This is a genomic window from Micromonospora cathayae, assembly GCF_028993575.1.
In the GTDB taxonomy this organism is placed as follows: domain Bacteria; phylum Actinomycetota; class Actinomycetes; order Mycobacteriales; family Micromonosporaceae; genus Micromonospora; species Micromonospora cathayae.
On sequence record NZ_CP118615.1, the window covers coordinates 5,228,776 to 5,255,519 of the forward strand.

At 72.8% G+C, this 26,744-nt stretch carries 23 protein-coding genes; 5 read left to right on the forward strand and 18 right to left on the reverse strand.

What is annotated here, in order from left to right; genetic code table 11:
* The first annotated feature begins 48 nt into the window (after positions 1–48).
* On the forward strand, positions 49–669 hold the full coding sequence (locus PVK37_RS23435) for a DedA family protein (protein ID WP_275029883.1): 621 nt from the start codon (positions 49–51) through the stop codon (positions 667–669).
* A gap of 115 nt (positions 670–784) precedes the next feature.
* On the opposite strand, the gene PVK37_RS23440 is transcribed toward PVK37_RS23435, so the two are convergent.
* The 12 genes from PVK37_RS23440 to araB form a co-directional block, all read right to left on the reverse strand.
* Entirely contained in the window at positions 785–1,594 is an 810-nt protein-coding gene (locus tag PVK37_RS23440; protein WP_275029884.1) for a polysaccharide deacetylase family protein, read from the reverse strand.
* Positions 1,591–2,463 (reverse strand): DMT family transporter, encoded by an 873-nt coding sequence (locus tag PVK37_RS23445; protein WP_275029885.1) that lies wholly within the window; start codon positions 2,461–2,463, stop codon positions 1,591–1,593. The genes PVK37_RS23440 and PVK37_RS23445 overlap by 4 nt, the downstream gene beginning before the upstream one ends.
* A 3-nt stretch (positions 2,464–2,466) precedes the next feature.
* Positions 2,467–3,642, reverse strand: a complete 1,176-nt coding sequence (locus PVK37_RS23450; RefSeq protein ID WP_275029887.1) for an MGDG synthase family glycosyltransferase — start codon at positions 3,640–3,642, stop codon at positions 2,467–2,469.
* Positions 3,642–4,433, reverse strand: a complete 792-nt coding sequence (locus PVK37_RS23455; RefSeq protein ID WP_275035218.1) for a polysaccharide deacetylase family protein — start codon at positions 4,431–4,433, stop codon at positions 3,642–3,644. The genes PVK37_RS23450 and PVK37_RS23455 overlap by 1 nt, the downstream gene beginning before the upstream one ends.
* Before the next feature lie 235 nt (positions 4,434–4,668).
* Positions 4,669–5,688, reverse strand: a complete 1,020-nt coding sequence (locus tag PVK37_RS23460) for a LacI family DNA-binding transcriptional regulator (RefSeq protein ID WP_275029888.1) — start codon at positions 5,686–5,688, stop codon at positions 4,669–4,671.
* A gap of 109 nt (positions 5,689–5,797) precedes the next feature.
* Positions 5,798–7,303: an L-arabinose isomerase gene (araA, locus tag PVK37_RS23465; RefSeq protein ID WP_275029889.1), complete on the reverse strand. Its 1,506-nt coding sequence runs from the start codon at positions 7,301–7,303 to the stop codon at positions 5,798–5,800.
* 29 nt (positions 7,304–7,332) lie between these two features.
* Complete coding sequence (yjfF, locus tag PVK37_RS23470) at positions 7,333–8,328, reverse strand: galactofuranose ABC transporter, permease protein YjfF (protein WP_275029890.1); 996 nt, start codon at positions 8,326–8,328, stop codon at positions 7,333–7,335.
* Positions 8,325–9,389 (reverse strand): ABC transporter permease, encoded by a 1,065-nt coding sequence (locus PVK37_RS23475; protein ID WP_275029893.1) that lies wholly within the window; start codon positions 9,387–9,389, stop codon positions 8,325–8,327. Before PVK37_RS23475 ends, yjfF begins: the two co-directional genes overlap by 4 nt.
* Positions 9,386–10,930 (reverse strand): sugar ABC transporter ATP-binding protein, encoded by a 1,545-nt coding sequence (locus PVK37_RS23480; protein WP_275029895.1) that lies wholly within the window; start codon positions 10,928–10,930, stop codon positions 9,386–9,388. The genes PVK37_RS23475 and PVK37_RS23480 overlap by 4 nt, the downstream gene beginning before the upstream one ends.
* 193 nt (positions 10,931–11,123) lie before the next feature.
* Positions 11,124–12,134 (reverse strand): ABC transporter substrate-binding protein, encoded by a 1,011-nt coding sequence (locus tag PVK37_RS23485; protein ID WP_275029897.1) that lies wholly within the window; start codon positions 12,132–12,134, stop codon positions 11,124–11,126.
* 140 nt (positions 12,135–12,274) lie between these two features.
* Positions 12,275–12,967 carry an L-ribulose-5-phosphate 4-epimerase gene (locus PVK37_RS23490; RefSeq protein ID WP_275029899.1) on the reverse strand — a complete coding sequence of 231 codons (693 nt, stop codon included), beginning with the start codon at positions 12,965–12,967 and terminating at the stop codon, positions 12,275–12,277.
* On the reverse strand, positions 12,964–14,661 hold the full coding sequence (gene araB / locus PVK37_RS23495; RefSeq protein WP_275029900.1) for a ribulokinase: 1,698 nt from the start codon (positions 14,659–14,661) through the stop codon (positions 12,964–12,966). Before araB ends, PVK37_RS23490 begins: the two co-directional genes overlap by 4 nt.
* A gap of 369 nt (positions 14,662–15,030) precedes the next feature.
* Here araB and PVK37_RS23500 point away from each other — a divergent pair, with 369 nt between their 5' ends.
* Positions 15,031–16,047 (forward strand): LacI family DNA-binding transcriptional regulator, encoded by a 1,017-nt coding sequence (locus tag PVK37_RS23500; protein ID WP_275029901.1) that lies wholly within the window; start codon positions 15,031–15,033, stop codon positions 16,045–16,047.
* A gap of 236 nt (positions 16,048–16,283) precedes the next feature.
* A complete protein-coding gene (locus PVK37_RS23505; protein ID WP_275029902.1) occupies positions 16,284–17,741 on the forward strand; it encodes a cellulase family glycosylhydrolase in 1,458 nt (485 codons plus the stop codon).
* Positions 17,742–17,842: 101 nt separating this feature from the next.
* Here the strand turns inward: PVK37_RS23505 and PVK37_RS23510 are convergent, their stop codons facing one another.
* From PVK37_RS23510 to PVK37_RS23520, 3 genes are all read right to left on the reverse strand, one after another.
* Entirely contained in the window at positions 17,843–18,211 is a 369-nt protein-coding gene (locus tag PVK37_RS23510) for a DUF4180 domain-containing protein (protein ID WP_275029904.1), read from the reverse strand.
* Positions 18,204–18,668, reverse strand: coding sequence for a helix-turn-helix domain-containing protein (locus PVK37_RS23515; RefSeq protein WP_275029905.1), 465 nt, complete (start codon positions 18,666–18,668; stop codon positions 18,204–18,206). Before PVK37_RS23515 ends, PVK37_RS23510 begins: the two co-directional genes overlap by 8 nt.
* Before the next feature lie 78 nt (positions 18,669–18,746).
* Complete coding sequence (locus tag PVK37_RS23520) at positions 18,747–20,012, reverse strand: family 16 glycosylhydrolase (RefSeq protein ID WP_275029906.1); 1,266 nt, start codon at positions 20,010–20,012, stop codon at positions 18,747–18,749.
* A 286-nt stretch (positions 20,013–20,298) separates the two neighbouring features.
* On the opposite strand from PVK37_RS23520, the gene PVK37_RS23525 reads away from it, so the two are divergent.
* Together PVK37_RS23525 and PVK37_RS23530 are read left to right on the forward strand one after the other, a co-directional pair.
* On the forward strand, positions 20,299–21,717 hold the full coding sequence (locus PVK37_RS23525; RefSeq protein ID WP_275029908.1) for a selenium-binding family protein: 1,419 nt from the start codon (positions 20,299–20,301) through the stop codon (positions 21,715–21,717).
* On the forward strand, positions 21,714–22,346 hold the full coding sequence (locus PVK37_RS23530) for a hypothetical protein (protein ID WP_275029909.1): 633 nt from the start codon (positions 21,714–21,716) through the stop codon (positions 22,344–22,346). The genes PVK37_RS23525 and PVK37_RS23530 overlap by 4 nt, the downstream gene beginning before the upstream one ends.
* A 26-nt stretch (positions 22,347–22,372) precedes the next feature.
* On the opposite strand, the gene PVK37_RS23535 is transcribed toward PVK37_RS23530, so the two are convergent.
* From PVK37_RS23535 to PVK37_RS23545, 3 genes are all read right to left on the reverse strand, one after another.
* Positions 22,373–23,047, reverse strand: a complete 675-nt coding sequence (locus PVK37_RS23535; protein ID WP_275029910.1) for a ThuA domain-containing protein — start codon at positions 23,045–23,047, stop codon at positions 22,373–22,375.
* A 90-nt stretch (positions 23,048–23,137) separates the two neighbouring features.
* Positions 23,138–24,688 (reverse strand): bifunctional 3-(3-hydroxy-phenyl)propionate/3-hydroxycinnamic acid hydroxylase MhpA, encoded by a 1,551-nt coding sequence (gene mhpA / locus PVK37_RS23540; protein WP_275029911.1) that lies wholly within the window; start codon positions 24,686–24,688, stop codon positions 23,138–23,140.
* A 192-nt stretch (positions 24,689–24,880) separates the two neighbouring features.
* The gene (locus PVK37_RS23545) at positions 24,881–26,707 is read right to left on the reverse strand and encodes a right-handed parallel beta-helix repeat-containing protein (protein WP_275029912.1); all 1,827 of its coding nucleotides are present in this window, start codon (positions 26,705–26,707) and stop codon (positions 24,881–24,883) included.
* Between the last annotated feature and the right edge of the window lie 37 nt (positions 26,708–26,744).

The window sequence follows — 26,744 nt, forward strand, 5'->3', positions numbered from 1 at the left end:
GATCGGCGATCCGGTGGGGGCGGCCGGCGGGTCGGGAAGAATGGGACCGTGGATCGGGTGCTGACGGTGCTGGCCGGTCTGCCGCCCGTGCTGGTGCTGGTGCTGGTCGTCGTGCTGCCCGCCCTGGAGTCCTCGACGCTGCTGGGCCTGGTGGTGCCCGGCGAACTGACCGTGCTCGTCGGCGGGGTGGTGGCGCACGCGGGCGGGCTGCCGCTGTGGGCGGTGATCGCGGCAGCGACCCTCGGCGCGGCCGTCGGTGACCAGGTCGGTTACCGCATCGGTCGGCACTACGGTCCGGCGTTGTTGGCCCGTGCCCCACGCCGGCTACGCCGTTCCGGTGAGCTGGACCGGGCCCGGGCCCTGATCGCCCGCCGGGGTGCGGGGGCGGTGCTGGTGGGCCGGTGGGTGGCCGTCCTGCGGGCCCTGGTGCCCACCGTGGCGGGGATCAGCGGGATGCGCCGTTCGACGTTCACGGTCGCCAACGTGACGGGCGCGCTGCTGTGGGCCGCGACGGTGGCGGTGACCGGCTACCTCGGGGCGGCCTCGTACCGGTACCTCGAACAGCGGCTGCGGATCGGCGGCGAGGTGCTGTTGGCGGTGGCCGTGGTGGCGGTGGTCGGCTGGGTGGTCCGACGGCGCGCGGCGCTGCGCGCCCGCAGCCGGGACTGAACCAGCCGGGGGCGCCGGCTGGACTGAGCCAGCCGGGCCGAACCGGCCGGTACCGAACCAGCCCGGGTACGCCGGCCGGGAGCGCGCCGAGGAGCGCGACGGCGTCGACGGGGGGTCAGCGCCGCTCCGCCAGGAGCTGCGACACCGTCACGAACTCGTACCCCCGGGTCCGCAGCTGCTCGATCAGGGCCGGCAGCCCGCGCAGGGCGACCAGCCGCCGGTCGGCGCCGACGTCGTGGGCGAGCAGGATGGTGCCCGGCCGGACGGCCCCGACGACGGCGCGGGCGTGCCCGGCCGGGTCGCCCGGGAAGTCCGACTCGCGCATCTGCTGCGACCAGAGCACCACCTGGTAGCGCAGGCCGACGGCGGCGGCCAGGGCCGCCCCGCCCAGGTGCCCGTACGGGGGGCGCAACAGCCGGGGTTCCTGCCCGGTCGTCTCGGCCAGCGCCCGGTGGGTACGGGTCAGGTCGTCGTGCGCCTCCTCGATGTCGGCCCGGCCGAGGTCCCGGTGGGCCCAGGTGTGGCTGCCGATCTCGTGCCGGTCCATCCGCCCCCGGACCAGCCCGGCGTGCCGTCGGGCCCGCTCGCCGACCATGAAGAACGTCGCCGGCACGCCGTACCGGTGCAGGGTGTCGAGCACCATGGGGGTCCACTGCGGCGCGGGTCCGTCGTCGAACGTCAACGCCACCAGCCGGCGTTCGGTGGGGACGAACCAGGTCAGTTCGAGCCGACCGGAGCCGAGCAGGTCGGGGCGCCCCGGCCGGGCGGCACCGGCCGCGCCGCCGCGCAGCGGCAGTTTCCGGTCGGTGACGTCGGCCGCCTCGGCGAAACCGGCGACGCCCAGTCCCACGCCGAACGCCACCAGGCCACCCCGACGCAGCAGGACCCGCCGCCGCGACACCGGTGACCCGTCCGGGCCGGTCACGACGGTTCCACCCGGTGCGGGGCGGGCCGGGACACCTCGGACGACCGGCCGGCCAGAAAGATGCCGGCCGTGATCGCCGCCACCGCGAGCCCGAGACCGACCAGCCGGGGCCCGGTCAGCGCCAGTGTCTCCCCGAACACGGTCACCCCGATCCACACGCTGGCGACCGGGTCGGTCAGGGTGAGCGCGGTCAGCGGCGCGGCGAGCCGGCCGCTCTGGAAGGCGTTCTGGTTGAGCAGCAGTCCGACGAGCCCGGTCAGCAGCAGGGCCAGGAACCGCCAGTCGACCAGCACGGTGACCAGGTCGCCGTGGTACCGGCCCACCACCGTCTTCACCAGGGCGGCGGTGACGCTGTAGGCGACCCCGCTGGCGACGCCGAGGACGGCGCCCCGGGCCGCCCCGGTGAGCCGGTGCGAGACGGCGACGCAGGACGCCACCACGCCGCCGGCCAGCACGCCGGCCCCCCACCACCGGCTCGGGGCCGGGTCGCTGACCCCCGCGCGGATGTCCGCGACGACCAGGAACACGGCCAGTCCGACGGTGCCGACGGTGACGGCGGTCAGGTCGCGGGGGCGGACCCGTCGCCGGTCCCACACCGCCTCGACGAGCACCGCCATGAACAGTCCGCTGGCCAGCACCGGCTGGACGAGCGCCAGCGGCCCGAAGCGCAGGGCCGTCGCCTGCAGCACCGCGCCGGCCGAGTCCGGCAGCCAGCCGGAGAGCCAGAGCCGGCTGCGCAGCAGCCGCAACAGCAGACGCGGGTCCAGGGCCCGACGGGGTTGTTGCTGGCGTGCCGCCCGCTGGTGCAGCGCGGCGGAGAGCGCGAAGCAGAACGCGGCGGCGACGGCGAGCAGCAGCGCGGTGACCACGGTTCAGCCGTCGCCGGACCGGGTGGGGCGGTGCCGGCGTCCGCGATCCGACGGCGGTTCGGCGGCGGTCATCCCGTACGCCGGTCGAACCGGGATCCCGGCGACCGGCGACCGGCCGAGCAGGTCGGCGATCACGGTGGCCATCTCCACACCGGGCTCGAAGGCGACGTGCGCCGCCCCGTCCCCGTCGACCAGGGCGGTCAGCGCGGGCCGCAGTTCCGCGGGGGAGGTGACGTACCGGGTGAGGGCGCAGCGGGTCAGCACGGCGGCGTTGGCCCGTCCGTGGCCGGGAATGGGTCGGTAGGTGATGGTGGGCAGACCGGCGACCAGGGACTCCTGGCAGGTCAGTCCGCCGGCGTTCTCGACGATCACGTCGGCCGCCCGCATCAGCGCGGGCATGTCGTCCACCCAGCCGAGCACGTGTCCGGGTAGCCGGCCCAACCGCCGGCGCAGCTTCTCGTTGCGCCCGCAGACCACCACCGGTTCGACGCACCCGGTGGCGGTGATCTCCCGGGCGGTACGCGCCACCGCGCCGACACCCCACGAGCCGGCCACGATCAGCGCCAGCCGGGCCTCCGGGGGCAGCCCGAAGCGGAGCCGCGCCTGACGTCTGCCCAGCTCCGGGGCGTCGGTGAAGCGGGCCGACACCAACGGACGGACCACCTGGGCGGACGTCGCGCCGTTCGCCCGCGCCTGCCGTGACGCCGCCTCGTGCACCACGCAGTACAGTTCCACCCCCGGTGCCACCCAGGTCGGATGGACCGCGAAGTCGGTGACGTAGGTGATGACCGGTGCGGTGATCCGCAGGGTGTGCCGGAGTGGTCCGAGCACCTGGTTGGCGAACGGGAACGTGGTGACGACGGCGACCGTGTCGGGCGGCAGTCGCGCCAGCATGCGGCGGCGGGCGGGTCGCAGGGCGGCGCGGATCGCCGCGACCGACAGCGGGGACCGGTCGGTGACGGTGAACAGGGCGTCGTAGCTCCAGGGTGCCCGGCTCAGCATCGTCCGGTAGGTTTCCCGGATCGCGGCGTGCAGGGGCGCGGGCAGGACCGCCAGGAAGTTGATCTCGTCGACCTCGAATCCCCGCCCGGTCAGGCCGCGCCCCAGTTCCCGGGCTGCGGCGTCGTGGCCGGCGCCGATGTCCGCGGACACGATCACGATCCGGCGGCCGGTGGACATCAGCCCGTCCCGGCCCGGCTGCGGCCCCGGTCGGGAAACGCCCGCGGTCGGGCCGGGGGCCGCCACCGCCGACCCGGAGGTGGGGCCGGAGGGCTCCCGGCCCGGTGCGACCCGAGCGGGCCGACGGTCAGCCCCCGTTCACGGGCCCAGGCGACGAGCAACGGCAACGCGCCCAGGGTCGCCTGCCAGGCGCCGGGTGCTCCGGTGCCGTCGGCGTCGTGCAGCAGGACGGTACCGCCACCGGTGAGGTCGCCGGTGACCTCCCGGTACACCGATGCCGGGGTGGCCTCGGCGGTCCAGTCCCGCCCCCACGCCGTCCACAGCCGGGGTCGCAGGCCGAGGCGTCGGCAGGCGACCAGCGCCGCTCCGGTCAGCACCCCGTACGGGGGTCGGTACCAGCGGGGTTCGGTTCCGGTCACCCGGCTGACCAGGTCGTGTGCGCGGGCGATGTCGGTGTACGTGCCCCACGGGGACCGGCCGAGCAGGTTGCGGTGTGCCCAGCCGTGCACCGCGACCTCGTGGCCCGCCGCGACGATCTCCCGCCCCAGCGCGTGGTCGTGGTCCAGCATCGCCCCGAGCAGGAAGAAGGTCGCCCGGACGTCCGCTTCGGCGAGCGCCCGCAGCATCCGGGGAGTGGACCGGCGGTCCGGACCGTCGTCGAAGGTCAGCGCCACGTGGTCGGGGCGGCCGGTTCCGGACAGGTCCGGCCACAGCCGGCGGCGCAGCGGCGCGACGGCGGACACCGCCGGCACGGCGTGCCCGGCGAGCGCGGTGACGGCCGCGCCGAGCATGGCCCGCCTCACCGGCTACCCGCCGCCGCCCGGTGGCCGGCTCCCGGGTTCTCGCCGGGTACCCGCTCACCCCGCAACAACCAACTGCGCCACATCAGGCCAATGTAACGGTCTAATTCCGGATATCGCCTGGAAAAGCGACGAGAGCCGGATGCGCGCCGACCGGCTGCCGGATCGATGCCGGCCGACCGTGCCGCACGCCGGACCACGACCCGCCGGTCCGGCCGCCGGCAGCCTACCGGTGCCGGACGCCGCTGCTGGCCCGGACCACCAGCGTCGGCGCCACCTGCGGATCGGTGGGGTGACCGGTCGGTTCACCGAACAGGTCCAGCAGGGTGGCGACGCACCGACGGCCGACCTCGTCGAAGTCCTGCCGGACGGTGGTCAACGGGGGTGAGAGGTACTCGGCCTCGGGGATGTCGTCGAACCCGACCACGCTGACGTCCTGCGGAACCCGCACCTCCCGCTGGTGCAGCGCGCGCAGCAGGCCGAGCGCCTGGTGGTCGTTGGCGCAGAACACGGCGGTGACGTCCGGCCGGTCGGCCAGCGACTGCCCGATCTGGTAGCCGGCCCGGGGGCTCCAGTCCCCGGTCAGCACCGGTGGGGCCGCCCGGCCGGCCGCGTCCAGGGCCAGCCGCCAGCCGTCGATCCGGTCCCGGGCCTCCAGCCAGTCCCGGGGGCCGGCGATGTGCCACACCGTCTCGTGTCCGAGCGAGAGCAGGTGCTCGACCGCCAGCCGGGCCCCGGCGACCTGGTCGACCGAGATGCTGGGCAGCTCGCCCGCCCCGCCGGACTCCACCACCACCGCCGGCACCCCGGTGGGCAGGCCGTGTACGGCCACCGCGGCGGTCAACATCGGGGCGATCAGCACCACGCCGGCCACCGACTGCTCGGTCAACGCGTCGATGGCCGACGTCATCCCGGCCCGGTCGAGGCGTTCCAGGGTGACGATGCTGATGCCGTAGCCGGCGGCCCGGGCGGCGCGTTCGACGCCGAGCAGGGTGGCCGCCGGCCCGTACAGGATGGTGTCGAAGCTGACCACGCCGATGACCCGGGAGCGGCGGCCGGCGAGCCCCCGGGCCAGCGCGTTGGGCCGGTAGTTGAGCTGGTGCACCGCGCGCAGCACCCGCTCGCGGGTCTCCTCACGGACACTCGGGTGGTTGTTGAGCACCCGGGAGACGGTCTGGTGCGACACCCCGGCGAGCCGGGCGACGTCGCTCATCACCGCGGCCCGTGCCGCCGGCTGTTGTCCCATCTCGACCCCCCTGCTCACGATCGTGACCCACTGTGGTCAACGGTCGGTGGGGACGGTGGATCCGGTTGCCGGTCCGGATCCACCGTCGCCACCCGTACCGCCGGCGGGCTCAGAACCCCCGGGCCAGCCGGTAGTAGGCCTGGTTCCACCGCAGTTCGTCGGCGAACCGGCGGGGCGTGGTGTCCGCGTCGATGACCACCAGTTCGGTGCCGACCATCTCGGCCAGGTCGTGCAGTTCCTCCGCCCCGACGGCCTGCGACAGGACGGTGTGGTGCGGCGCGCCCGCGGTCAGCCAGGCTTCGGCCGAGGCGGCCAGGTCCGGGCGGGGCCGCCACACCGCGCGGGCCACCGGCAGCTTCGGCAGCGGCTCCGGCGGGGCGACCACGTCGATCTCGTTGGCGACCAGCCGGAACCGCTCCCCCATGTCGGCCAGGCCGAGCACCACCGCCGGGCCGGGCCGGGCGTCGAAGACCAGCCGGACCGGGTCCTCCCGGCCGCCGATGCCCAGCGGGTGGATCTCCACGTTCGGGGTGTCGGCGGCGATGCTCGGGCAGACCTCCAGCATGTGCGCGCCGAGCACGACCTCCCGGCCGGGGGTGAGGTCGTAGGTGTAGTCCTCCATGAAGGAGGTGCCACCGTCGGTGCCGACCGACATCGCCTTGAGCGTGTGCACCAGCACCGACGTCTTCCAGTCGCCCTCGCCGCCGAAGCCGTACCCGTCGGCCATCAGCCGCTGTACCGCGATGCCGGGGAGCTGACGCAGCCCGCCGAGGTCCTCGAAGTTGGTGGTGAAGGCCCGGAAGCCGCCGGCGTCGAGGAAGTCGCGCAGGCCGGCCTCGATCCGGGCCGCGTAGCGCAGCGCGTCGTGCCGGTCGCCGTCCGCCCGCAGCGCGGGGACCAGCCGGAAGCTGTCCTCGTACTCCTTGACCAGGGCGTCGATCCGCACGTCGGGCACCGCGTCAACGGCGGCGACCAGGTCGTTGACGCCGTACGTGTTGACCGACACCCCGAAGCGCAGCTCGGCCTCGACCTTGTCGCCCTCGGTCACCGCCACGTCGCGCATGTTGTCGCCGAAGCGGGCCAGCCGCAGCGAGCGCATCGCGGCGTGCCCGATCGCGGCCCGGGTCCACGCCCCGATCCGGGCGCCGACCCGGGGGTCGCTGACGTGCCCGGCGACGGTCTTGCGGGCCACCCCGAGCCGGGTCTGCACGTACCCGAACTCGCGGTCGCCGTGCGCGGCCTGGTTGAGGTTCATGAAGTCCATGTCGATCTCGGACCAGGGCAGCGCCACGTTGGCCTGGGTGTGCAGGTGCAGCAGCGGGGTACGCAGCGCGTCCAGCCCGGAGATCCACATCTTGGCCGGGGAGAAGGTGTGCATCCAGGCGATCACCCCGACCGCGCCCTGTACGGCGGCGTCGCGGCAGACCGCCAGGATCTCGGTGCTGGAGGTGAGCACCGGCTTCCAGACCACCCGGGCGGGGATGGCCGGGTCGGCGTCGAGCTGCGCGGCGATCTGCCGGGACTGCTCGGCCACCTGCCGCAGGGTCTCCGGGCCATACAGGCCCTGGCTGCCGGTGAGGAACCAGACCTCGGCGGCCGGGGATGGGTTGGTCATGGGGGATGCCTTCCGATGAGCTGGTCGGGTCACTTCTTGCGGATACCGACGAGACGTTGGAGCAGGATGAACGCGAACAGCAGGCCCCCGATGACGATCTTGGTCCACCAGGAGTTGAGGCTGCCGTCGAACGTGATCAGCGTCTGGATCACACCGAGCACGAGGACGCCGAGCACCGTCCCGAACACGTACCCGGAGCCGCCGGTGAGCAGGGTGCCGCCGATGACGACCGCGGCGATCACGTCCAGTTCCATGCCGACGGCGATCAACGGCGCGCCGGAGAGCGTGTAGAAGGACAGCAGGATGCCGCCGATCGCCGCGCAGAGGCCGCTGATGGTGTAGACGGCGATCTTCGTACGCCCCACCGGCAGCCCCATCAGCAGCGCCGACTGCGGGTTGCCGCCGATGGCGTACACGTTGCGCCCGAGCCGGGTGTACGCCAGCGTGTACGCCGCCACCAGCACCACGGCGAGCGCGATCAGCACGCTGTACGTCACGAAGCTGTCGCCGATCCGGATGCGCTCCTGGGCCACCCCGGTCCAGAACCCGTCGGTGATCGGGACGGACTTCGCGCTGATCCAGGTGCACATGCCCCGGGCGAAGAACATCCCGGCCAGGGTGACGATGAACGGCTGGATGTCGAAGAAGTGGATCACACAGCCCATCGCGAAGCCGAGGGTCGGGCCGATCAGCAGGGCGATCACCAGCACCAGCGCCGGGTGCAGGCCGTTGCCCAGCAGGGACGCCGACACCATGGCGGTCATCGCCACCACCGAACCGACCGACAGGTCGATCCCGCCGGTGAGGATCACGAAGGTCATGCCGACCGCGACCACCAGCAGGAAGCCGTTGTCGATGAGGACGTTGAAGACGACCTGCGGGCCGGAGAACGCCCGGTACTGCGAGACGCCGATGCCGTACATGACCAGCAGCAGGGCCAGGGTCGCCAGCACCGGTACGTGCCGCTGCGGCACCCGCCACCAGGGCGCCCGGCCGGCGGGTACGGCCAGTTGGTTCGTGGTCATGCCGGGACCTGCTCCTTCTGCTGCACGTCGGACGCCGACGGGGGCGCCGCGGGTGGGGACGACCGGCGGCGGAACCGCGCCCGGAACGCCGGGGCCTGGATGAGACAGACCGCGATCACCACCACCGCCTTGAACAGCAGGGCGGTCTGCGGGTCGATGTTCATCGCGTACACCGAGGTGGTCAGGGTCTGGATGATCAGCGCGCCGACGATGGTGCCGCCGAGGTAGAACCGGCCGCCGGCCAGGGCGGTGCCACCGATGACCACGGCCAGGATGGCGTCCAGCTCCACCCACAGGCCGGCGGAGTTGCCGTCGGCGCTGGAGACGTTCGCGGTCATCATGAACCCGGCGATGGCCGCGCAGGCCGCGCTGACCACGTACACCAGGAAGGTGATCCGCCGGGACCGGACGCCGGCCAGCCGGCTGGCCTCGGCGTTGCCGCCGACCGCCTCGATGATCATGCCGAGCGCGGTCCGCCGGGTCAGCGCCGCCACCAGCAGGGTCACCGCGAGCGCGACGACGATGGCGAACGGCAGGGTGAACAGGTGCCCCACCCCGATCGTCTTGTACGGCCCGCTGTTGATGGTGATGATCTGGCCCTCGGTGATCAGCTGGGCCAGGCCGCGGCCGGCGACCATGAGGATCAGCGTGGCGATGATGGGTTGGATGCCGATCACCGCGACCAGGACGCCGTTCCACGCGCCGAGCAGCAGGGCCACCCCGAACGCCAGCACCAGCGCGGTGAGCACCGTGGGGACGCTGTTCTGGTCGGGCTGCTCGCTGATGTACAGGCAGGCCACGGCGCCGCTGACCGCGACCACCGACCCCACCGACAGGTCGATGCCGCCGGTGGCGATCACCAGGGACATGCCGAGGGCGACCAGGATCAGCGGGGCGCTGAGCCGGACGATGTCGATCAGGCTGCCGTACAGGTGTCCGTTGGTGAGTTCGACGGACAGGAAGCTGGGCCGGTAGACGGTGTTCGCCACCAGCAGCGCCAGCAGCACGACGATCGGCCAGAACAGCCGGTGGCCGGTGAGGCGGGTCCGTACCGTGCTCATGCCGGCACCGGTCCTTCCTGTGGGGCGCCACTGGCGATGGCGCGCATGACACGGTCGGCGTCGAGGTCGTCGTCGTTGGCGAGCTGGGTGACCATCTGCCGGTCCCGCATCACCGCCACCTTGTGGCTGAGCCGCAGCACCTCCTCCAGCTCGGCGGAGATGAACAGCACCGCCATGCCGCCGTCGGAGAGCTGGGCCACCAGGCGCTGGATCTCGGTCTTCGCGCCGATGTCGATGCCGCGGGTGGGTTCGTCCAGGATGAGCAGCCGGGGCTCGGTGATCAGCCAGCGGGCCAGCAGCACCTTCTGCTGGTTGCCGCCGGAGAGGTTGCGGACCGGCATCTCCGGGTCGGCCGGCCGGATGCTCAGCGCCTCGATCCACTTGCCGACCAGTTCGTCCTGGCGGCGGCGCGGCACCGGGCGCAGCCAGCCCCGGGCCGCCTGCATGGCGAGGATGATGTTCTCCCGGACCGACAGCTCCCCGACCAGGCCCTCGGTGCGGCGGTTCTCGGAACAGAACGCGATGTCCCGGTCGATCGCGGCCACCGGGTTGCGGATCGTGACCGGCCTGCCGTCGACGGTGAGCTGGCCCCGGTCGGCCCGGTCGGCGCCGAAGAACAGCCGGGCCACCTCGGTACGCCCCGACCCGAGCAGCCCGGCCAGCCCGACCACCTCGCCGCGGTGGATGGTGAGGTGGAACGGCGCGACCGAACCGGAGCGGCCCAGCCCGTCCGCCGCCACCACCGGGGTGCCCTGCTCGACGGCGGCCAGGTCCCGGCCGGTGGCCTCGTCGAGGCGTTCCAGGGCGTCGAGTTCCTTGCCGATCATCTTCTCCACCAGGGCGAGCTGGGGCAGGTCGGCGGTGGCGTACTCGCCGACCAGCCGGCCGTTGCGCAGCACGGTGATCCGGTCGGCGATGCCGTACACCTGGTCGAGGAAGTGGGTGACGAAGAGGATCGCGATGCCCTCGTCACGGAGCTGGCGCATGATGCGCAGCAGGTGGGCCACCTCGTCGGCGTCCAGGCTGGACGTCGGCTCGTCGAGGATCAGCACCCGGGCCTCGACGTCCACGGCCCGGGCGATCGCCACCATCTGCTGCACGGCCAGGGAGTAGCTGCCGAGCGGTCGGGTCACGTCGATGTCCAGGTCGAGCCGGCCCAGGGCGGTCCGGGCCCGGCGGCGCGTCTCGCGCCAGTTGACCGCGCCGAGGCGGCGGGGTTCCCGGCCGATGAAGATGTTCTCCGCGACCGACAGGTTGGCGCAGAGGTTGACCTCCTGGTAGACGGTGCTCACCCCGGCCGCGGTGGCCTGCATCGGGCCGGTGAAGGAGACCGTTCGGCCGCCGAGGGTGATGGTGCCGCCGTCGGTGCCGTACACACCGGTCAGCACCTTGATCAAAGTTGACTTGCCGGCACCGTTCTCGCCCATCAGGGCGTGGACCTCACCGGGAAACAGCCGGAAGTCGACGCCCTCGAGGGCGCGCACTCCCGGGAAGAACTTGCTGATCGCGGTCATCGTCAGGACCGGATGACTCTCCGCCATCCCACCAGACCTTTCGTCACGTACATCGAGTGAGGTGCCGCCGGTGCCGGCACGGCGGTCCGCGGTCCGTCGGCCCGCCCGCCGCCGGTGGGTGTCCGGGCCGGCGGTGTGCGCGACACCGCCGGCCCGGCCGTCGTTCCGGTGAGGGTTCCGGGTCCCCGGGAACGACGCGTCGTACGCGCTGCCCGGCCGGTCAGTACTTCCGGGTGGGCAGCGCGGCCTTGGCCTGCTCCTGGGTGAAGGTGGTCTCCTCGGTCTCCACCCGGGCCGGCACCTCCTCGCCGGCGTGCACCTTCTTGACCAGCTCCATGAGCTGGTCGCCCAGCAGCGGGCTGCACTCGGCGATGAAGTTGAACTTGCCGTCGGCGAGGGCCTGCATGCCGTCCTTCACCGCGTCGATGGTGATGATGGTGATGTCCTTGCCCGGCTGCTTGCCGGCCGCGGTGATCGCCTCCAGCGCGCCCAGGCCCATGTCGTCGTTGTGCGCGAACAGCACGTCGATCTTCGGGTTGGCCTTGAGGAACTGCTCCATGACCTGCTTGCCGCCGGCCCGGGTGAAGTCACCGCTCTGCGACGCGACGATCTTCAGGTTGGGGTTGGCCGCGATCGCCTCGGTGAAGCCCTTCTTGCGGTCGTTGGCCGGGGCCGAGCCGGTGGTGCCCTGCAACTCGACGATGTTCACCGGGCCGGTGGCCGACTTGGTCTGCTCGACCAGCCACTCACCGGAGAGCCGGCCCTCCTTGACGAAGTCCGAGCCGATGAAGGTCTTGTAGAGGCTCTTGTCGGCCGAGTCGACGCTGCGGTCGGTGAGGATCACCGGGATGTCGGCGTCCTTGGCCTCCTTGAGGACGGTGTCCCAGCCGGACTCCACCACCGGCGAGAAGGCGATCACGTCGACCTTCTGCTGGATGAAGTTGCGGATCGCCTTGATCTGGTTTTCCTGCTTCTGCTGGGCGTCGTCGAACTTCAGGTCGATGCCGGCGGCGGCGGCCGACTCCTTGATGGAGTTGGTGTTCGCGGTACGCCAGCCGCTCTCCGCGCCGACCTGCGAGAAGCCGAGGACGATCTTGTCGTTGCCGCCGTCACCGCTGCCGCCGCCGCCGGTGTCGCTGTTGCCGCAGGCGGTCAGTGAGGTGGCCAGCAGGCCGGCGGCCAGCACGGCGCCGAACCCGCGCCGGGTGATCAGGTTGCGGGTCGTCAACATGGGATGACTCCTTCAGGGATTTGTGGTGGGGGGACTACCGGGGCCGGCAGCGGCGGTTCAACCCGCTGCCGGACCCGCGTTCGGGTGCGGTGGGACGGCCGGCCGTCGCGGACGGACCGGCGGGTGGGGCCGCGCCGGGGTCAGGGGCTGCCGGTGCCGGCGCCGGGTTGGCCGTAGACGTTCTGGTAACGGTCGTAGAGCGCGTCGATGTCCTCGCGGGCCATCGGCACCGGCTCGCCCAGCGCCCGGGTCAGGTGCGCGGTGCGGGCCACGTCCTCGCACATCACCGCGGCCTTGACCGCCGCCCGGGCGTCCCGGCCGATGGTGAACACGCCGTGGTTGCGCATCAGCACCGCCGGGGAGCGGTGCCCGGACAGGGTGGCGACGATCCCCTTGCCGATGTCGTCGCCGCCGATCAGGGCGAACGGGCCGACCGGGATCTCGCCGCCGAACTCGTCGGCCTGGGCGGTGAGGTGGCAGGGAATCGCCTCGCCCCGGGCCGCCCAGGCGGTGGCGTAGCCGCTGTGGGTGTGCACCACGCCACCGACCTCGGGCATCGCCCGGTAGACGTAGGCGTGCGCGGCGGTGTCGCTGGACGGGGAGAGGTCGCCCTCCACCACCACACCGTTCAGGTCGCAGACGATCATGTTGTCCGGCCGCAGGTCGTCGTAGGACACGCCGCTGGGCTTGATGACCATCAGGTCGCGGCCGGGCACCCGGGCCGAGACGTTGCCGGCCGTCCAGGCCACCAGGCCGTACCGGACCAGTTCACCGTGCAGCGCCGCGACCTGCTCACGCAGCCGGGTCACCTCGGCGTCCGGGTCGGTGCTCACGCCACCACCTCCAGGGGGACTGCGGCCTGCTCGGCCGGGTTCGGGTCGGCCGCCCGGCGGGCGGCGTTGCGGATGGCGCGCAGCCGCAGCAGCAGATCGTCGCCGCCCCGACCGAAGTGGTCGTGCAGTCGCCGGTACTCGGCGTACAGCGCGTCGTAGGCGCGGGCCCGTTCCGGGTCCGGCCGGTACACGTCCCGGTCGACCCGGCCCATCACGGTCGAGGCGGCCGGCACGTCCGGGTACGCCCCGGCGGCCACCGCCGCGTGGATCGCCGAGCCCAGCGCCGGCCCCTGGGTCGAGCCGATGATGCCCAGCGGGCGCTGCGTGACGTCGGCGTAGATCTGCATCAGCAGGGTGTTGCCGGTGAGCCCACCGGCGACGATCAGCTCGTCGACCGGCACCCCCGCCTCGGCGAACGCCTCGATGATCATGCGGGTGCCGTACGCGGTGGACTCCAGCAGCGCGCGGTAGACGTCCGGCGGCCGGGTGGCCAGGGTGAGCCCGACGAGCACGCCGCTGAGATCGTGGTTGACCAGCAGGGACCGGTTGCCGTTCCACCAGTCCAGGGCGACCAGCCCGTGCGCGCCGACCGGTTGCGCGGCGGCGGCGGCGGTCAGCGCCTCGTGCGAGGCGTACCCGGCCGGCGCGGCGTGCTGGACGTACCAGCCGAAGATGTCGCCGACGCCGCTCTGGCCGGCCTCGTAGCCCCAGGAGCCGGCGCTGATGCCGCCGTCGACCACGCCGCACATGCCGGCCACCTCGGCCACTTCGGCGCCGTTGACCACGTGGCAGGTGGAGGTGCCCATGATGGCGACCAGCCGGCCCGGTTCCAGGGCCTGCGCGGCGGCGGCGGTGACGTGCGCGTCGACGTTGCCGACCGCCACGGCGATCCCCTCGGGCAGCCCGGTCCAGGCGGCGGCCTGCGCGGTCAGGCCACCGGCGCGGCTGCCCAGCGGGGCCAGCGGGCCGTCCAGCTTGGTCACGAAGTCGGCGAAGTCGGGGTGCAGCGCGGCCAGGTACTCCCGGGACGGGTACCGGCCGTCCTGGTGGATGCCCTTGTAGCCGGCGGTGCAGACGTTGCGGGTCTCGACGCCGCAGAGCTGCCAGACGATCCAGTCGGCGGCCTCGATCCACCGGTCGGCCCGGTGGTAGACCTCCGGGTCCTCCTCCAGCAGTTGCAGCCCCTTGGCGTACTGCCACTCGGCGGAGATCTTGCCGCCGTACCGGCCGATCCAGGGCTCGCCGCGCTCGTGGGCCAGGGCGTTGATCCGGTCGGCCTGCCGCTGGGCGGCGTGGTGCTTCCACAGCTTCACCCAGGCGTGCGGACGGGTCCGCAGCTCGGGCAGCTCGCACAGCGGGGTGCCGTCGGCCAGGGTGGGCAGCACGGTGCAGGCGGTGAAGTCGATGCCGATGCCGATCACCCGGGCGGGATCGACGCCGCTGGCGGCCAGCGCGGCGGGGACGGCGTGCCGCAGCACGTCACGGTAGTCCTCCGGGTCCTGCAGGGCCCAGTCCGCCGGTAGCGCGCGGCCATCGACAGCGAGTACCGTGTCCATCACGGCGTGGCGATACTCGTGTACCGCCGTGCCCAACTCGGCACCGTCGTCGACCCGCACCACCAGCGCCCGACCCGACAGGGTTCCGTAGTCGACCCCGACCACGTAGCTGTCGGCCGCACCAGCCGAAACGTCCATGACATCCTCCGCTCACGTTCCGGCAACAGTGTTAGCGCTCACATGGTGCCTCGTCAAGACACTCTCCGGCATCAATTTGGGATCGGGCCCAGCCCACACATCCCTGTCCTCGCCAGCGATCCGAGCGGCAGACGTCATCCAGCCCCGGCCGGGCCGCCGCGAACCCCCATCTCTGTGTGCGCTCACATGCAGGCGGAAGCCGACCCGAGCCGCAGGACGCCGGGCCCGCGCACGACGTCGCCCGCCACCACCGATCCCCGGATCGGCGCGCCACCACCGGGGTCCGGGACCCGCCGCCACCCCTCCCACAGCCATCGAAAGTTTCGGGATACGCTGCCGGACGGAGTGGGCGACGGGTAAGGAGACGGCGTGGAACAGCATCGGGCGACGCTGGCGGAGATCGCGCGAGCCGCGGGCGTGTCGATCCCCACCGTCTCGAAGGTCCTCAACGGACGGCCCGACGTCGCGCCGGGCACCCGGCAGAAGGTGCAGACCCTGCTCGACGAGCGGGGGTACACCACCCGGCGTACCGCCCGCCCCACCCCCCGGGCCGGCCTGATCGAGGTGGTGCTGCGGGACCTGGGCAACCCGTGGGCCATGCAGATCATCGACGGGGTGGAGGACCTGGCCTACCGGGCCGGGTTCGGGGTGATCGTCTCCGCGGTCCACGGCCGGCACCGCACCCGCCCGGACCGCCGCTGGACCGAGCAGCTCGCCGCCCGGCGCTGCGACGGGGTGCTGCTGGTCCTGTCGGACATCTCGAGCAGCCAGCGCAGCCAGCTCGACGAACTGGGCATCCCGGTGGTCATCATCGACCCGGTCGGCCAGCCGCCCGCCGACATCCCGTCGGTGGGCGCGACCAACTGGGCCGGTGGCCTCACCGCCGCCGAGCACCTGATCGGTCTCGGTCACCACCGGGTGGCGGTGATCGGTGGACCACCCACCATGCCGTGCAGTCGGGCCCGGGTCGACGGCTACCGGGCCGCCATGCACGCCGCCGGGCACCGGATCCCGACCGGCTACCTGCGTACCGGCGACTTCACCGCGCCGTCCGGGTACCGCGAGACCAACGCCCTGCTCGACCTGAGCCAGCCGCCGACCGCCATCTTCGCCTGCGCCGACGAGATGGCCTGGGGCGCCTACGAGGCGCTCTACGAGCGGGGACTGCGGGTGCCCGACGACCTGAGCGTGGTCGGTTTCGACGACCTGGACGCCGCCCGGTGGGCGGTGCCCCCGCTGACCACGGTGCGTCAGCCGCTGACCGAGATGGCGGGGATGGCCACCCGGATGCTGCTGAGCCTGGTCAACGGCGAGGAACTCGGCAGTCACCGGCTGGAACTGGCCACGCCGCTGGTGGTCCGGCACAGCACCCGTGAGCTGACCTGAGCCCCCGCACCGACGCCGGTGATTCGCCACCGGCACCGGTTGCACCCGTGTCACACGTCCGCTTAGGCTCTGTGGGAGCGCTCCCGGAGATCGGCCGCGGTGGTCGCGGGGAGAGTGGTCCGGGTCGGCGTGACGGGGACGGGCACCCGCCGCGCCTCGTCCGCGGTGTCGCGAGCCCCGAACCGGGACGGCGCTCTCCGCACCCCCACCCCCACGTACGGAATGAGACGCCCCCGATGACGAACATCCCACGTCGGTACCGGCGGCAGGTGGCCGCGGCCGGCGCGATCGGCGCGCTGGCCCTCGGCGCGTCGGTGGCCCTGCCGGCCGCCGACGCCATGGCCGCCACCGGCTGCCAGGTCACCTACACGACCAGCAGTTGGACCGGCGGGTTCACCGCCGCCATCACGATCAAGAACCTGGGGGACGCGGTCAACGGCTGGACCCTCGGCTTCAGTTTCCCGGATGCCGGGCAACGGGTCGGACAGGGTTGGTCGGCCAGCTACCAGCAGAACGGCAGCGCCGTGACCGCGCAGAACGTGAGCTGGAACGGCACGCTCGCCACCGGCGCCAGCACCAGCATCGGCTTCAACGGCACCTTCACCGGCGGCAACCCGAACCCGACGGCGTTCACCCTGAACGGCACGGTGTGCACCGGGTCGACCACGCCCAGCACTCCCCCGCCGACCACCCCGCCCCCGCCGGCCACGCCCCCACCCACGACGCCCCCGCCCACCACCCCGCCACCGACCGGGACCACCCCCGTGGCGATCAACGGCCAACTCCGGGTCTGCGGGGCGAACCTCTGCAACCAGTACGGCAAGCCGATCCAGTTGCGCGGGATGAGCACCCACGGCATCCAGTGGTTCCCGCACTGCTACAACGACGCGTCCCTGGACGCGCTGGCCAGGGACTGGAACGCCGACCTGTTCCGGATCGCCATGTACGTGCAGGAGGACGGCTACGAGACCGACCCGACCGGGTTCACCAACCGGGTCAACACCCTCGTGGAGGAGGCCACCGAGCGCGGCATGTACGCGCTGATCGACTTCCACACCCTGACGCCGGGTGACCCCACGTTCAACCTGGAGCGGGCGAAGACCTTCTTCGCGGCCGTGTCCGCCCGGCACGCCGCCAAGAACAACGTGATCTACGAGATCGCCAACGAGCCGAACGGCGTGAGCTGGTCGACCATCAAGAACTACGCCGAGCAGGTCATCCCGGTGATCCGGGCCAACGACCCGGACGCGGTCGTCATCGTCGGCACCCGGGCCTGGTCCTCGCTGGGCGTCTCGGAGGGCGGCAACGCGACCGAGGTGATCAACAACCCGGTGAACGCGGGCAACGTGATGTACGCGTTCCACTTCTACGCCGCCTCGCACAAGGACAACTACCGGGCCGAGTTGGAGCGGGCCGCCGCCCGGCTGCCCATGTTCGTCACCGAGTTCGGCACCGTCGACTACACCGGTGACGGCGGGGCCGACCTGGCCAGCAGCGCCACCTGGCTGGACCTGCTGGACCGGCTGAAGATCAGCTACGCGAACTGGACGTACTCCGACAAGGCCGAGGGCAGCGCGGCGTTCCGGCCGGGCACCTGCAACGGCAACACCTACGCCGGCACCTCGGTACTCACCGAGTCCGGCACCTTCATGCGCAACCGGATCCGCACCCCGGACACCTTCCCCACGAGCTGACCACCGACCCGCCCCGCCCGGCCCGCCGCCTCTCCGGCGGGCCGGGCGGACCTGGTGGCCCGACCCGCCCCGGCCACACGCCGGGGCGGGTCGGGCTCGTTTCAGGGGTCGCCGCGCAGGCGGGCGTCGAGCGAGGCCAGGTCCGGCAGGAACCAGACGTGGTCGGCCCGGTTGGACTCGGCCACCAGCGCCCGCAGGGCCGCGCTGGTGGTGAGGTGCCGGGAGATGTCCCCGAACACGACCAGCCGGACCCGGTAGTTGACGAACTTCTGCATCACCTCACCGGCGAACCGGGTGCCCAGGGAGAAGAAGGACGGGTCGAGGCGCTCCGCCGGCACGGCCACCACCGTCGCGCCGAGAAAGGTCGCGCCGATCAGGTCCAGGGCGTCCTGCGTGGTGGCCACCGGCGGCCCGGCCGGGTCACAGACCAGCACCGACACCCCGGCCCGGTCCTGTACGACGTCAGGCACGCCCGACCTCCTCCCCGGCCAGCAGGCCGTTGTCGCCGTCGAGCACGGCGTCGAGCAGCTGCAGCAGCTCGGCCGTGGCAGCCGCTCCGCCGAGGATCACGATCTTCAGCCGGTGTCGTTCCCCGTCGTGGACGGTCTGGATCCGCAGCGGCTGGTCCGGGGCCTGGCCGGTCTGCGCGGCGGCCAGCACGAGGGTGCCCAACCGGTCGGCCGCCACGCGGTCGACGCCGTCGATCTGCACGATGCTGGACACCTCCACCACCGCGCGAGCGGTGGGCGGGGCCGGCCCGGCCTGCGGTCGGCCGGTGAACACGTCGAGGTCGGCCCGGGTGATGCGGTACTGCTTGCCGATCCGCACCGCCCGGAGCCGACCGCCGCGGATGTAGCCGCGCACGGTGCGGACATGCAGCCCGAGTAGGTCGGCCACCTGCTCGGGCGAGTACATTTCATCACTCATCGCTCCCCAGCATAGCTCACGATAGGGAGCGATAGGGAAGCTGGAGGTGGGCGGCGGCCCACCTCCAGCTTCGGGGCGTCAGTACCGCGACCACCTCTGGTTGGCGGTACCCGCGCAGTCCCACAACTGGAGCTTGCCGCCGTTGGCGGTGACGTTGTCCCGCACGTCCACGCACCGGTTGGCGCTGAGGTTCACCAGGTCACCGGCGGCGTTGAGGGTGAACCGCTGCGCCGGGTTGCCGTTACAGGTGACCAGGTTGACCTCGGTGCCGTTCGCGGTGCCGGCCCACGCCGGGTCCATGCACTTGCCCATCGCCCGGACCGTGCCGTCGGAGGCGAAGGTCCACTGCTGGGCGGCCGTGTCGTTGCAGTCCCAGATCTGCAGCTTGGCCCCGTCCACCGGGTTGGCCGACGGGATGTCGACGCAGCGACCGCTCTGCTGGCCCCGGATGCGGGTGGTACCGCCCGGCGGCGGGGTGCCGCCGGAGGTGTAGCCGTTGACCCTGACGTAGTCCACCAGCATCTGCTGCGGGAACTGGGTCGAGCCGTCCGGGTAGCCGGGCCAGTTACCGCCGACCGCCACGTTGAGGATCATGAAGAACGGGTGGTCGAAGACCCAGCGGTTGCCGCCGAGCCGGCTCGGGTCGACCCGGTGGTACTCCACGCCGTCCAGGTACCAGATGATCGAGTTGGGCTCCCAGTCCACCCGGTAGGTGTGGAAGGTGTCGGCCAGCGGCGCGCCGATGGTCCGGCTGCCGGTGATGCCGCCCCCGCCGGAGTAGCCCGGCCCGTGGATGGTGCCGTGCACGGTGTTCGGCTCCCGGCCGATGTTCTCCATGATGTCGATCTCGCCGGCGTTCGGCCAGCCGACGCTGCCCATGTCGTTGCCGAGCATCCAGAACGCCGGCCAGATGCCCTGCCCCCGGGGGATCTTGATACGGGCCTCGAACCGCCCGTACGCCTGGGTGAAGGTGGCCGCGGTGAGCAGCCGGGCCGAGGTGTACTCGCACCGGCCGTAGTGGCACTGGTAGTTGTTCGGGTTCTCCCGGCGGGCGGTGATGACCAGGTTGCCCTGACCGTCGTGCACGGCGTTGCTGGTGCTGTTGGTGTAGTACTGCAACTCGTTGTTGCCCCACCCGCCGCCACCGATGTCGAACCGCCACTTACCCTGGTCGATGGGTGTGCCGGCGGGCGCGTTGAACTCGTCCTGCCAGGTGATGCCGCCGATCGCCGCCTGGGCGGGGGTGGCGTCGGACGGGATCACGGGGGCCGCGGTGAACCCCACCACCGCGGCCAGGAGGAGCGCGAGGCTGCGCGCTCGGGGGGAACGTCGGAATCGGGGCACGGCGGGTCTCCTTCGCGTGCGGGCGTGGTCCGGGGGGCGACGCACGGCCGGCGGGTGGTGGTCTTCCGCCGCAGGAACGTCCGGGTCGCGGCACGGCCGGTGGACCCCGTCGACCCGGGCCGACCAGGCGGCAGAGAGAGCGCTCTCTATCGGAGCATGTCGATATGTTGACTTTTTGTCAACACTCCTTGCAGTTCCGCCCGGCGGGAAGCCCTACCCACAAAACCTATCTGATTACTAGAGTTGCCCCGGTCGCCCCCGTCCCCCGAGCAAAGGCGGAGACCCGATGACCCGCTGGACCCCCGACCCCACCTTCTACCCCTCCCCCACCCAGGCCACCACCGCCCCGCCGGAGAAGCTCGCCTACGTGGCCGCCTTCGACCGCACCGCCACCCGCCCCGACGCCATCGCGGTCCTCGACACCGACCCGGACTCCCCCGACTACGGCCGGGTCGTCGGCTGGACCGACCTGCCGTACCTCGGCGACGAACTGCACCACTTCGGCTGGAACGCGTGCAGCAGCGCGCTCTGCCCCACCGCCCCGCACCCGCACGTCGAGCGGCGCTACCTGATCGTTCCCGGCCTGCGGTCGTCCCGGATCCACGTGCTGGACACCCAGCCCGACCCCCGCCAACCGAAACTGGTCAAGGTCATCGGCCCGGAGGAACTCGCCGAGAAGGCGGGCTACTCGCGGCCGCACACCGTGCACTGCGGACCGGACGGCATCTACCTGTCCGCCCTCGGCGGCGCCGACGGCCGGGAGGGGCCCGGCGGCATCGCCGTGCTCGACCACACCACCTTCGACGTACGCGGCGCCTGGGAGAGCGACCGGGGCCCACAGTTCCTCGCCTACGACGTGTGGTGGCACCTCAACCACGACGTGCTGGTCACCAGCGAGTGGGGCACCCCGTCCATGATCGAGGACGGCATCGTCGGCGAGCTGCTCCTCGGCCGCAAGTACGGGCACGCCATCCACTTCTGGGACCTGGCGAAACGTCGCCACGTGCAGCGGGTCGACCTCGGCGACCAGTACCAGATGCCCCTCGAACTGCGCCCCGCCCACGACCCCACGAAGACGTACGGCTTCGTCGGCGTGGTGATCAGCGTCGAGGACCTGTCCGCCTCGGTCTGGCTCTGGCACCGCGACGGCGACGGTCCGGACGCCCCCTGGGCGGTCACCCGCGTCATCGACATCCCCGCCGAGCCGGCCGACCCGGCGGACCTGCCCGACCTGCTCACGCCGTTCGGCGCGGTACCGCCCCTGGTCACCGACATCGACCTGTCGGTGGACGACCGGTTCCTCTACGTCTCCTGCTGGGGCACCGGCGAGCTGCGTCAGTACGACGTCAGCGACCCGTTCCACCCGGTGCTGACCGGCTCGGTCCGGCTCGGCGGCATCGTCCGGCGCGCCACCCACCCGGCCGCCCCCGACCAGCCACTGGCCGGCGGCCCGCAGATGGTCGAGGTCAGCCGGGACGGCCGACGGGTCTACGTCAGCAACTCCCTCTACGGCTCCTGGGACGACCAGTTCTACCCGGACGGGGTCGGTGCCTGGCTCGCCAAGCTGGACGTCGACCCGCAGGCCGGCGGCCTCACCCCGGACCCGCGGTTCTTCCCGCACGGCGACGAGTTCCGGGGGCTGCGGGTGCACCAGACCCGGTTGCAGGGCGGCGACGCGTCCTCCGACTCGTACTGCTTCCCGTGACCGCGACGACCTGGCTGACGCTGGCCGCGCTCGGCGCGTTCCACGGCCTGAACCCGGCGATGGGCTGGCTCCTCGCGGTCGCCCGGGGCCTCCAGGAACGCGACCGGTGGGCGCTGCTGCGGGCGCTGCCGCCGATCGCCGCCGGGCACCTCGCCTCGGTGGCCGTGGTGGCCACCGCCGTCACCGTCACCCGGTCGGTCACCGCCAGCACCGCGCTGGCGGTGGCCGGCGGTGTGGTGCTGGTCGGTTTCGGACTGTGGCGGCTGCTGTCCCGACGGCACTTCCGGTGGGCCGGGATGCGGCTCTCCTCCGCGCAGCTCGCCGGCTGGTCGTTCCTGATGTCCTCGGCGCACGGCGCGGGTCTGATGCTGCTGCCGGTGCTGGTCACCGCGCCCGCGCCGACCGGTCCACACGCCGGCCACCTGGCCGCCGCCCCGGTCGGCGCGCTCCCCGGGCTGGCGGCGGCCGGGGTGCACACCGTCGCCATGTTCGGTACCGCGCTGGTCGTGGCGGTGCTGGTGTACGAGGTGGTGGGCGTCGGGGTGCTGCGCCGGGCCTGGTTCAACGTGGACCGGCTCTGGGCCGGCGTGCTGGTCGCCGCCGGCCTGGTCACCCTGATCCGGGCCTGAGCCACCGCCCGGGACGGGGGCCGGGGTCAGCCCGCCCCGCCGGCCCGGCCGGCCGCCCAGGTCACCCCGCCCCACAGGTGCGCCCGGAAGTCGGGTTCGTCGTACGCGGCGACGGTGTGGCCGCCGGCCGTGTAGAACGACCGTCCACCGGCCACCTCGGCACACCACGCGTGCGGATGGCCCGCGCCCATCGTCGAGCCCTGGTACGACGACACGTCCAGGCTGACCAGGACGCGCGCGGCACCCGGGACGGTGCTGCGGAAGTTGTACCACTCGTCCTCGCGGACCCAGGTCGGGCCGAGGTGCGCGGTCGCCGGATGGTCGCGGTCCGTCACCACCAGGGTCGCCCGCTGCACCTGCGGCGGGTGGTCGCTGAAGTACGCGCCGACCAGCCGCCCGTAGAACGGCCAGTCGTAGCCGGTGTCGGCCGCCGCGTGCACCCCGACGAACCCGCCGCCCGCCCGGAGGTAGCCCTCGAACGCGCGGCGCTGACCGGCGTCGAGGACCTCACCGGAGGTGTTGAGGAAGACCACCGCCGCGACGCCGGCCAGCCGGTCGGGCGTGAAGACCGCCTCGTCCTCGGTGGCGGTGACCTCGACGCCGTGGTCGACCGCCAACTCCCGCAGCGCCCGGACGCCGGCCGGGATCGAGTCGTGACGGTAGCCGGCGGTCCGGCTGAACACCAGAAGCTCGACACTCATCCCGCCATCATCGCCCCCCCCGACAAGCCCCGGGCACCGTCACGGTCCGCCGGGTGCGCCCGTCCGGTCCGACACACCCGGTAGGGCATCCTAGGAGACTGGGGTGAGGGTGGGGGCGGCGGCGAGGAGCGCGGACACGTCGTGGCCGGCGGCCAGCACGGTCCGGTCCGGACGGACGAGCGCCGCGCCGGCCCGGCCCCGCGCCAACCACCGGCCGAGCACCGAGCCTGCGGCGACGGACACCGGCACCACGCCGCGCAGTCGGGCCGCCCGCTCCGCCCCCGACGCCAGCGGACCGACGGTGACCAGCGCGAACGACGTACCGACCAGGTCGTCGAACCGACGGCCGTCGGCCAGTGGCGCGTTCGGACAGAGCCGGCCGGGCAACCCCCACGGCACCGTACGGCGTTGCCGCAGCACCGACCGGCGCAGCGCCGGGGTGGCGCTGTCCAGGGCCTTCCGCCGGAACACGAGCAGGCTGCCCAACCGGGGCACGACCAGACGACGCAGCACGTTGCCGACCTCGCCGCCCTCGGTCATCGCCCGGCCGATCACGGTGGCGAGCCGGATCAGGGACGTGACGTGCGGCCCGCGCTCGGTCTGGTAGCTGTCCAGCGCGCTGTCCGGCAGGCCACCGGCGAGCACCGCCGCCAGCTTCCAGGTCAGGTTGGCGGCGTCCCGCAGGCCCGCGCCCATGCCCTGCCCGATGAACGGCGGGGTGAGATGGGCGGCGTCGCCGAGCAGGAACACCCGTCCCACCCGCCACCGGTCGGCCACCCCGGCGCGGAAGGTGTACTCCGCGCAGCGGGTGACGGTGAACGCCTCGAACGGCACGTCCCCGGTCCACGGCCGGATCAGCCGGTGCAGGGCCGACGGGACGGACAACTCGGCCGCCGTCTCGTCGGGCAGCAGCCGGAACTCCCACCGGTACCGGCGCGGGCCCACCCGCATGTACGTGGCCGCGCGGTGCGGGTCGCAGACCTGGTGCACGCCCTCCCAGGCGTCGACCGGGGCGTCGGTGTCCACGTCGACGACCAGCCACCGCTGGGCGAAACCGAGGTCGCGCAGCCGCGCGCCGACCAGGTCCCGGACGGTGCTGTTCGCGCCGTCGCAGCCGAGCACGTACCGCGCGGTCAGGGTGGTCCGCTCCCCCGAGTCCCAGTCGGTGACCCGCAGTCGTACCGGGCCGTCGTCGGTCGCGTCGAGGCCGGTGACCTCGACGCCGCCGCGCAGGGTGACCAGCGGCTCCTCCGCCACCCGGCGGCGCAGCAGGGTCTCCAGTTCCGGCTGGTCGAACATGTTGGCCTGGGGGTGGCCATGCGCCTCGACCGTGGCGTCCCGGCGGAACTCGGCGAGGACCCGGTGGTCCGGGGCGAGCAGCCGCAGGCCCGCCCCCGGCCGGGAGATCCCGGCGAACGCCCGGTGCGCCCCCACTTGCTGGAGGATGCGGTAGACCTCGTCGTCGAGGTGCACCGCCCGGGGCAGCGGGTAGACCCCGGTCCACCGGTCGAGCAGCAGGCTGGGTATCCCGTACCCGGCGAGCAGCAGGGCGGCGGTCACCCCGGTGGGGCCGGCCCCGACGACGACCACCGGCAGCGGCGGTCCGTCCGTGCGGCCGACGGGCGGCGCGGCCGGGCTCATCGGGCGGGCCACCCGGATCGCCGGGCGGGTGTACAGGCGCGTCGCGGGTCGACCATCGGCTCTCCCTCGGGCAGGTCCATCGCTCCGGCAGCCACGGTAGAGGGAACCGGCCCGCAGCGGGGGACGCCCCGACCCCGGGCGGGGTCGGGGCGTCCGGACGAAGGCGTCGATGGAGTCCGGGTCGGACGGTGGTCAGAGCCGGGCGCCCACGTCGGCGCCGTTGGTGGGCCGCAGGAACGGCGACGTCGGGATGGAGCCGTCCGCCGCCCGGGGTCCGGTGATGGTGGCCGGGTCGGTGCTGACGAACGTCCACGTACCGCCGAGGTTCCACGAGTTGTTGCTGCCGGTGGAGTTGCCCAACGAGACATTGGTGCCGTTGCCGACCGACAGGTTGCGGTTGACGACCGAGGTGGACCGGGACACGTCGAAGCCGGCCTTGCCGTTGTCCCAGGCGGTGTTGCGCTCGAACACCAGCGAGCCGGGGTTGCCGTTGTCGATGAAGCCGCCGGCGGAGTTGCCCCAGGCCATGCTGTTGCGGGTGGTGTGGGCGACCGCCGGACGCGGGTCGTTGCCGCCGCCGTTCTTGAAGCCGTTGCCGTCCCCGGTGTAGTTCGGCAGGTTCCAGTAGTTGTAGCCGTTGTCGTAGGCGACGCTGTTCTCGATCAGGATGGGCGACAGGAACAGCCAGGCGTCGAAGCCGTCGTCGGCGTTGCGCCACAGCCGGGCCCCCCGCACCACGTTCCCGGTGCCGGAGCCCTCCTTGATGGCCAGGCCGTCCGCGCTCTCGCCGTTCTTACGCGGGTCCCGGTTGCCGTAGCTGTCCAGGTCGATGATGTGGTTGTTCGACGATGCGCCCTGGATGTGCAGGCCGGACTCGTAGTTGTCGCGGGTGACCAGGCGCTCGTACCGGCCGTTGTTGGTGTCCAGGCCGAAGATGCCGTACGGGCCGTTGACGATCTCCAGGCCGACGAACCGCCACCAGTCGCCCTCGACGTGCAGCGCGCCCCGGTCGGGTCGGGGGATGGAGGAGTCGACCGCGCCCGGGGTGTACGGCATGTTCTCGCCGTCGATGATCACGCGCTCGCCGTTGTAACTGGTGAGGGTGATGGGTTGGCTGGCGGTGCCGTCCTTGAGGATCTTGATGGTGACGCTCGGGGCGTAGGTGCCGCCGCGTACCGCGATGGTGCCGCCGGGCTGGACCAGGTCGTGGGCGCGCTGGATGGTCAGCAGCGGCTGGCTCAGCGTGCCGGGGTTGGCGTCGTTGCCGTTGGTCGCCACGTACAGGGTGCCGGCGGCCGGCGGCGGCGCGGTGGTGGCCGGCGGGGTGGTCGGTGGCGCGGTGGTCGCCGGGGGCGTGGTGGGCGGGGCGGTGGTCGCCGGTGGGGTGGTCGGGGTGGTGCCGCCGGTGCTGACCACCACGTCGTCGAAGGAGGCCGACGAGTACGCGGTCTGCAGGCCGATCCGGCCGGCGCTGACCAGGCTGCTGGTGGCCTGTCCGATCGTCGTGCCGTCGACGCTGCCCCGGACGGTGGTGCCGGTGACGTCGATGGCCAGGGTGTACCAGGTGCCGGTGGTGATGGTCCGGGCGGCGCTGGCGAGCACGGTGACCGAGCTGCCGCTGACCGCCTGGAGCTGCACCCGGTTGCCGGACAGCAGCGCGAGTCGGTAGTGGACGGTCGACCCGGAGGCGCGGGCGAGCAGGCTGACGTGGCCGGTGGCACCGAGGCTGAGTGGTTTCACCCGGGCCTGCACGGTGTACGCGGTCCAGCTGGTGCTGCCGGCGAAGAGCCGGGCGTTCTCGCTGCCGGCGTTGGACTGTTGGGCGGCCGGCGAGCCGTCGGTGACGACGGCCCAGGTGCCGCCGGACTTGGACCAGCCGCTGGTGTCGCCGTCGGCGAAGTCGTCGCTGAACACGGTGGCGGCGGAGGCGGTCGAGGTGAACCCGACCACGAGCGCGGCGGCCGGGACGAGCACCGCCGCCAGGAGCAGGGCCAGCCGACGCTGGCGGGACGGACGCATGAAGGCGTACCTCCGGGGGTGGGGGTGATGGAGGGTG

Bases quoted from the DNA above. Each gene is read 5' to 3' on its own strand.
- PVK37_RS23450 (WP_275029887.1), bottom strand. From the start codon at position 3,642: ATGTCCACCGGCCGCCGGATCGTGATCGTGTCCGCGGACATCGGCGCC.
- PVK37_RS23455 (WP_275035218.1), bottom strand. From the start codon at position 4,433: ATGCTCGGCGCGGCCGTCACCGCGCTCGCCGGGCACGCCGTGCCGGCG.
- PVK37_RS23460 (WP_275029888.1), bottom strand. From the start codon at position 5,688: ATGGGACAACAGCCGGCGGCACGGGCCGCGGTGATGAGCGACGTCGCC.
- araA (WP_275029889.1), bottom strand. From the start codon at position 7,303: ATGACCAACCCATCCCCGGCCGCCGAGGTCTGGTTCCTCACCGGCAGC.
- yjfF (WP_275029890.1), bottom strand. From the start codon at position 8,328: ATGACCACGAACCAACTGGCCGTACCCGCCGGCCGGGCGCCCTGGTGG.
- PVK37_RS23475 (WP_275029893.1), bottom strand. From the start codon at position 9,389: ATGAGCACGGTACGGACCCGCCTCACCGGCCACCGGCTGTTCTGGCCG.
- PVK37_RS23480 (WP_275029895.1), bottom strand. From the start codon at position 10,930: ATGGCGGAGAGTCATCCGGTCCTGACGATGACCGCGATCAGCAAGTTC.
- PVK37_RS23485 (WP_275029897.1), bottom strand. From the start codon at position 12,134: ATGTTGACGACCCGCAACCTGATCACCCGGCGCGGGTTCGGCGCCGTG.
- araB (WP_275029900.1), bottom strand. From the start codon at position 14,661: ATGGACGTTTCGGCTGGTGCGGCCGACAGCTACGTGGTCGGGGTCGAC.
- PVK37_RS23505 (WP_275029902.1), top strand. From the start codon at position 16,284: ATGACGAACATCCCACGTCGGTACCGGCGGCAGGTGGCCGCGGCCGGC.
- PVK37_RS23515 (WP_275029905.1), bottom strand. From the start codon at position 18,668: ATGAGTGATGAAATGTACTCGCCCGAGCAGGTGGCCGACCTACTCGGG.
- PVK37_RS23525 (WP_275029908.1), top strand. From the start codon at position 20,299: ATGACCCGCTGGACCCCCGACCCCACCTTCTACCCCTCCCCCACCCAG.
- PVK37_RS23535 (WP_275029910.1), bottom strand. From the start codon at position 23,047: ATGAGTGTCGAGCTTCTGGTGTTCAGCCGGACCGCCGGCTACCGTCAC.
- mhpA (WP_275029911.1), bottom strand. From the start codon at position 24,688: ATGAGCCCGGCCGCGCCGCCCGTCGGCCGCACGGACGGACCGCCGCTG.
- PVK37_RS23545 (WP_275029912.1), bottom strand. From the start codon at position 26,707: ATGCGTCCGTCCCGCCAGCGTCGGCTGGCCCTGCTCCTGGCGGCGGTG.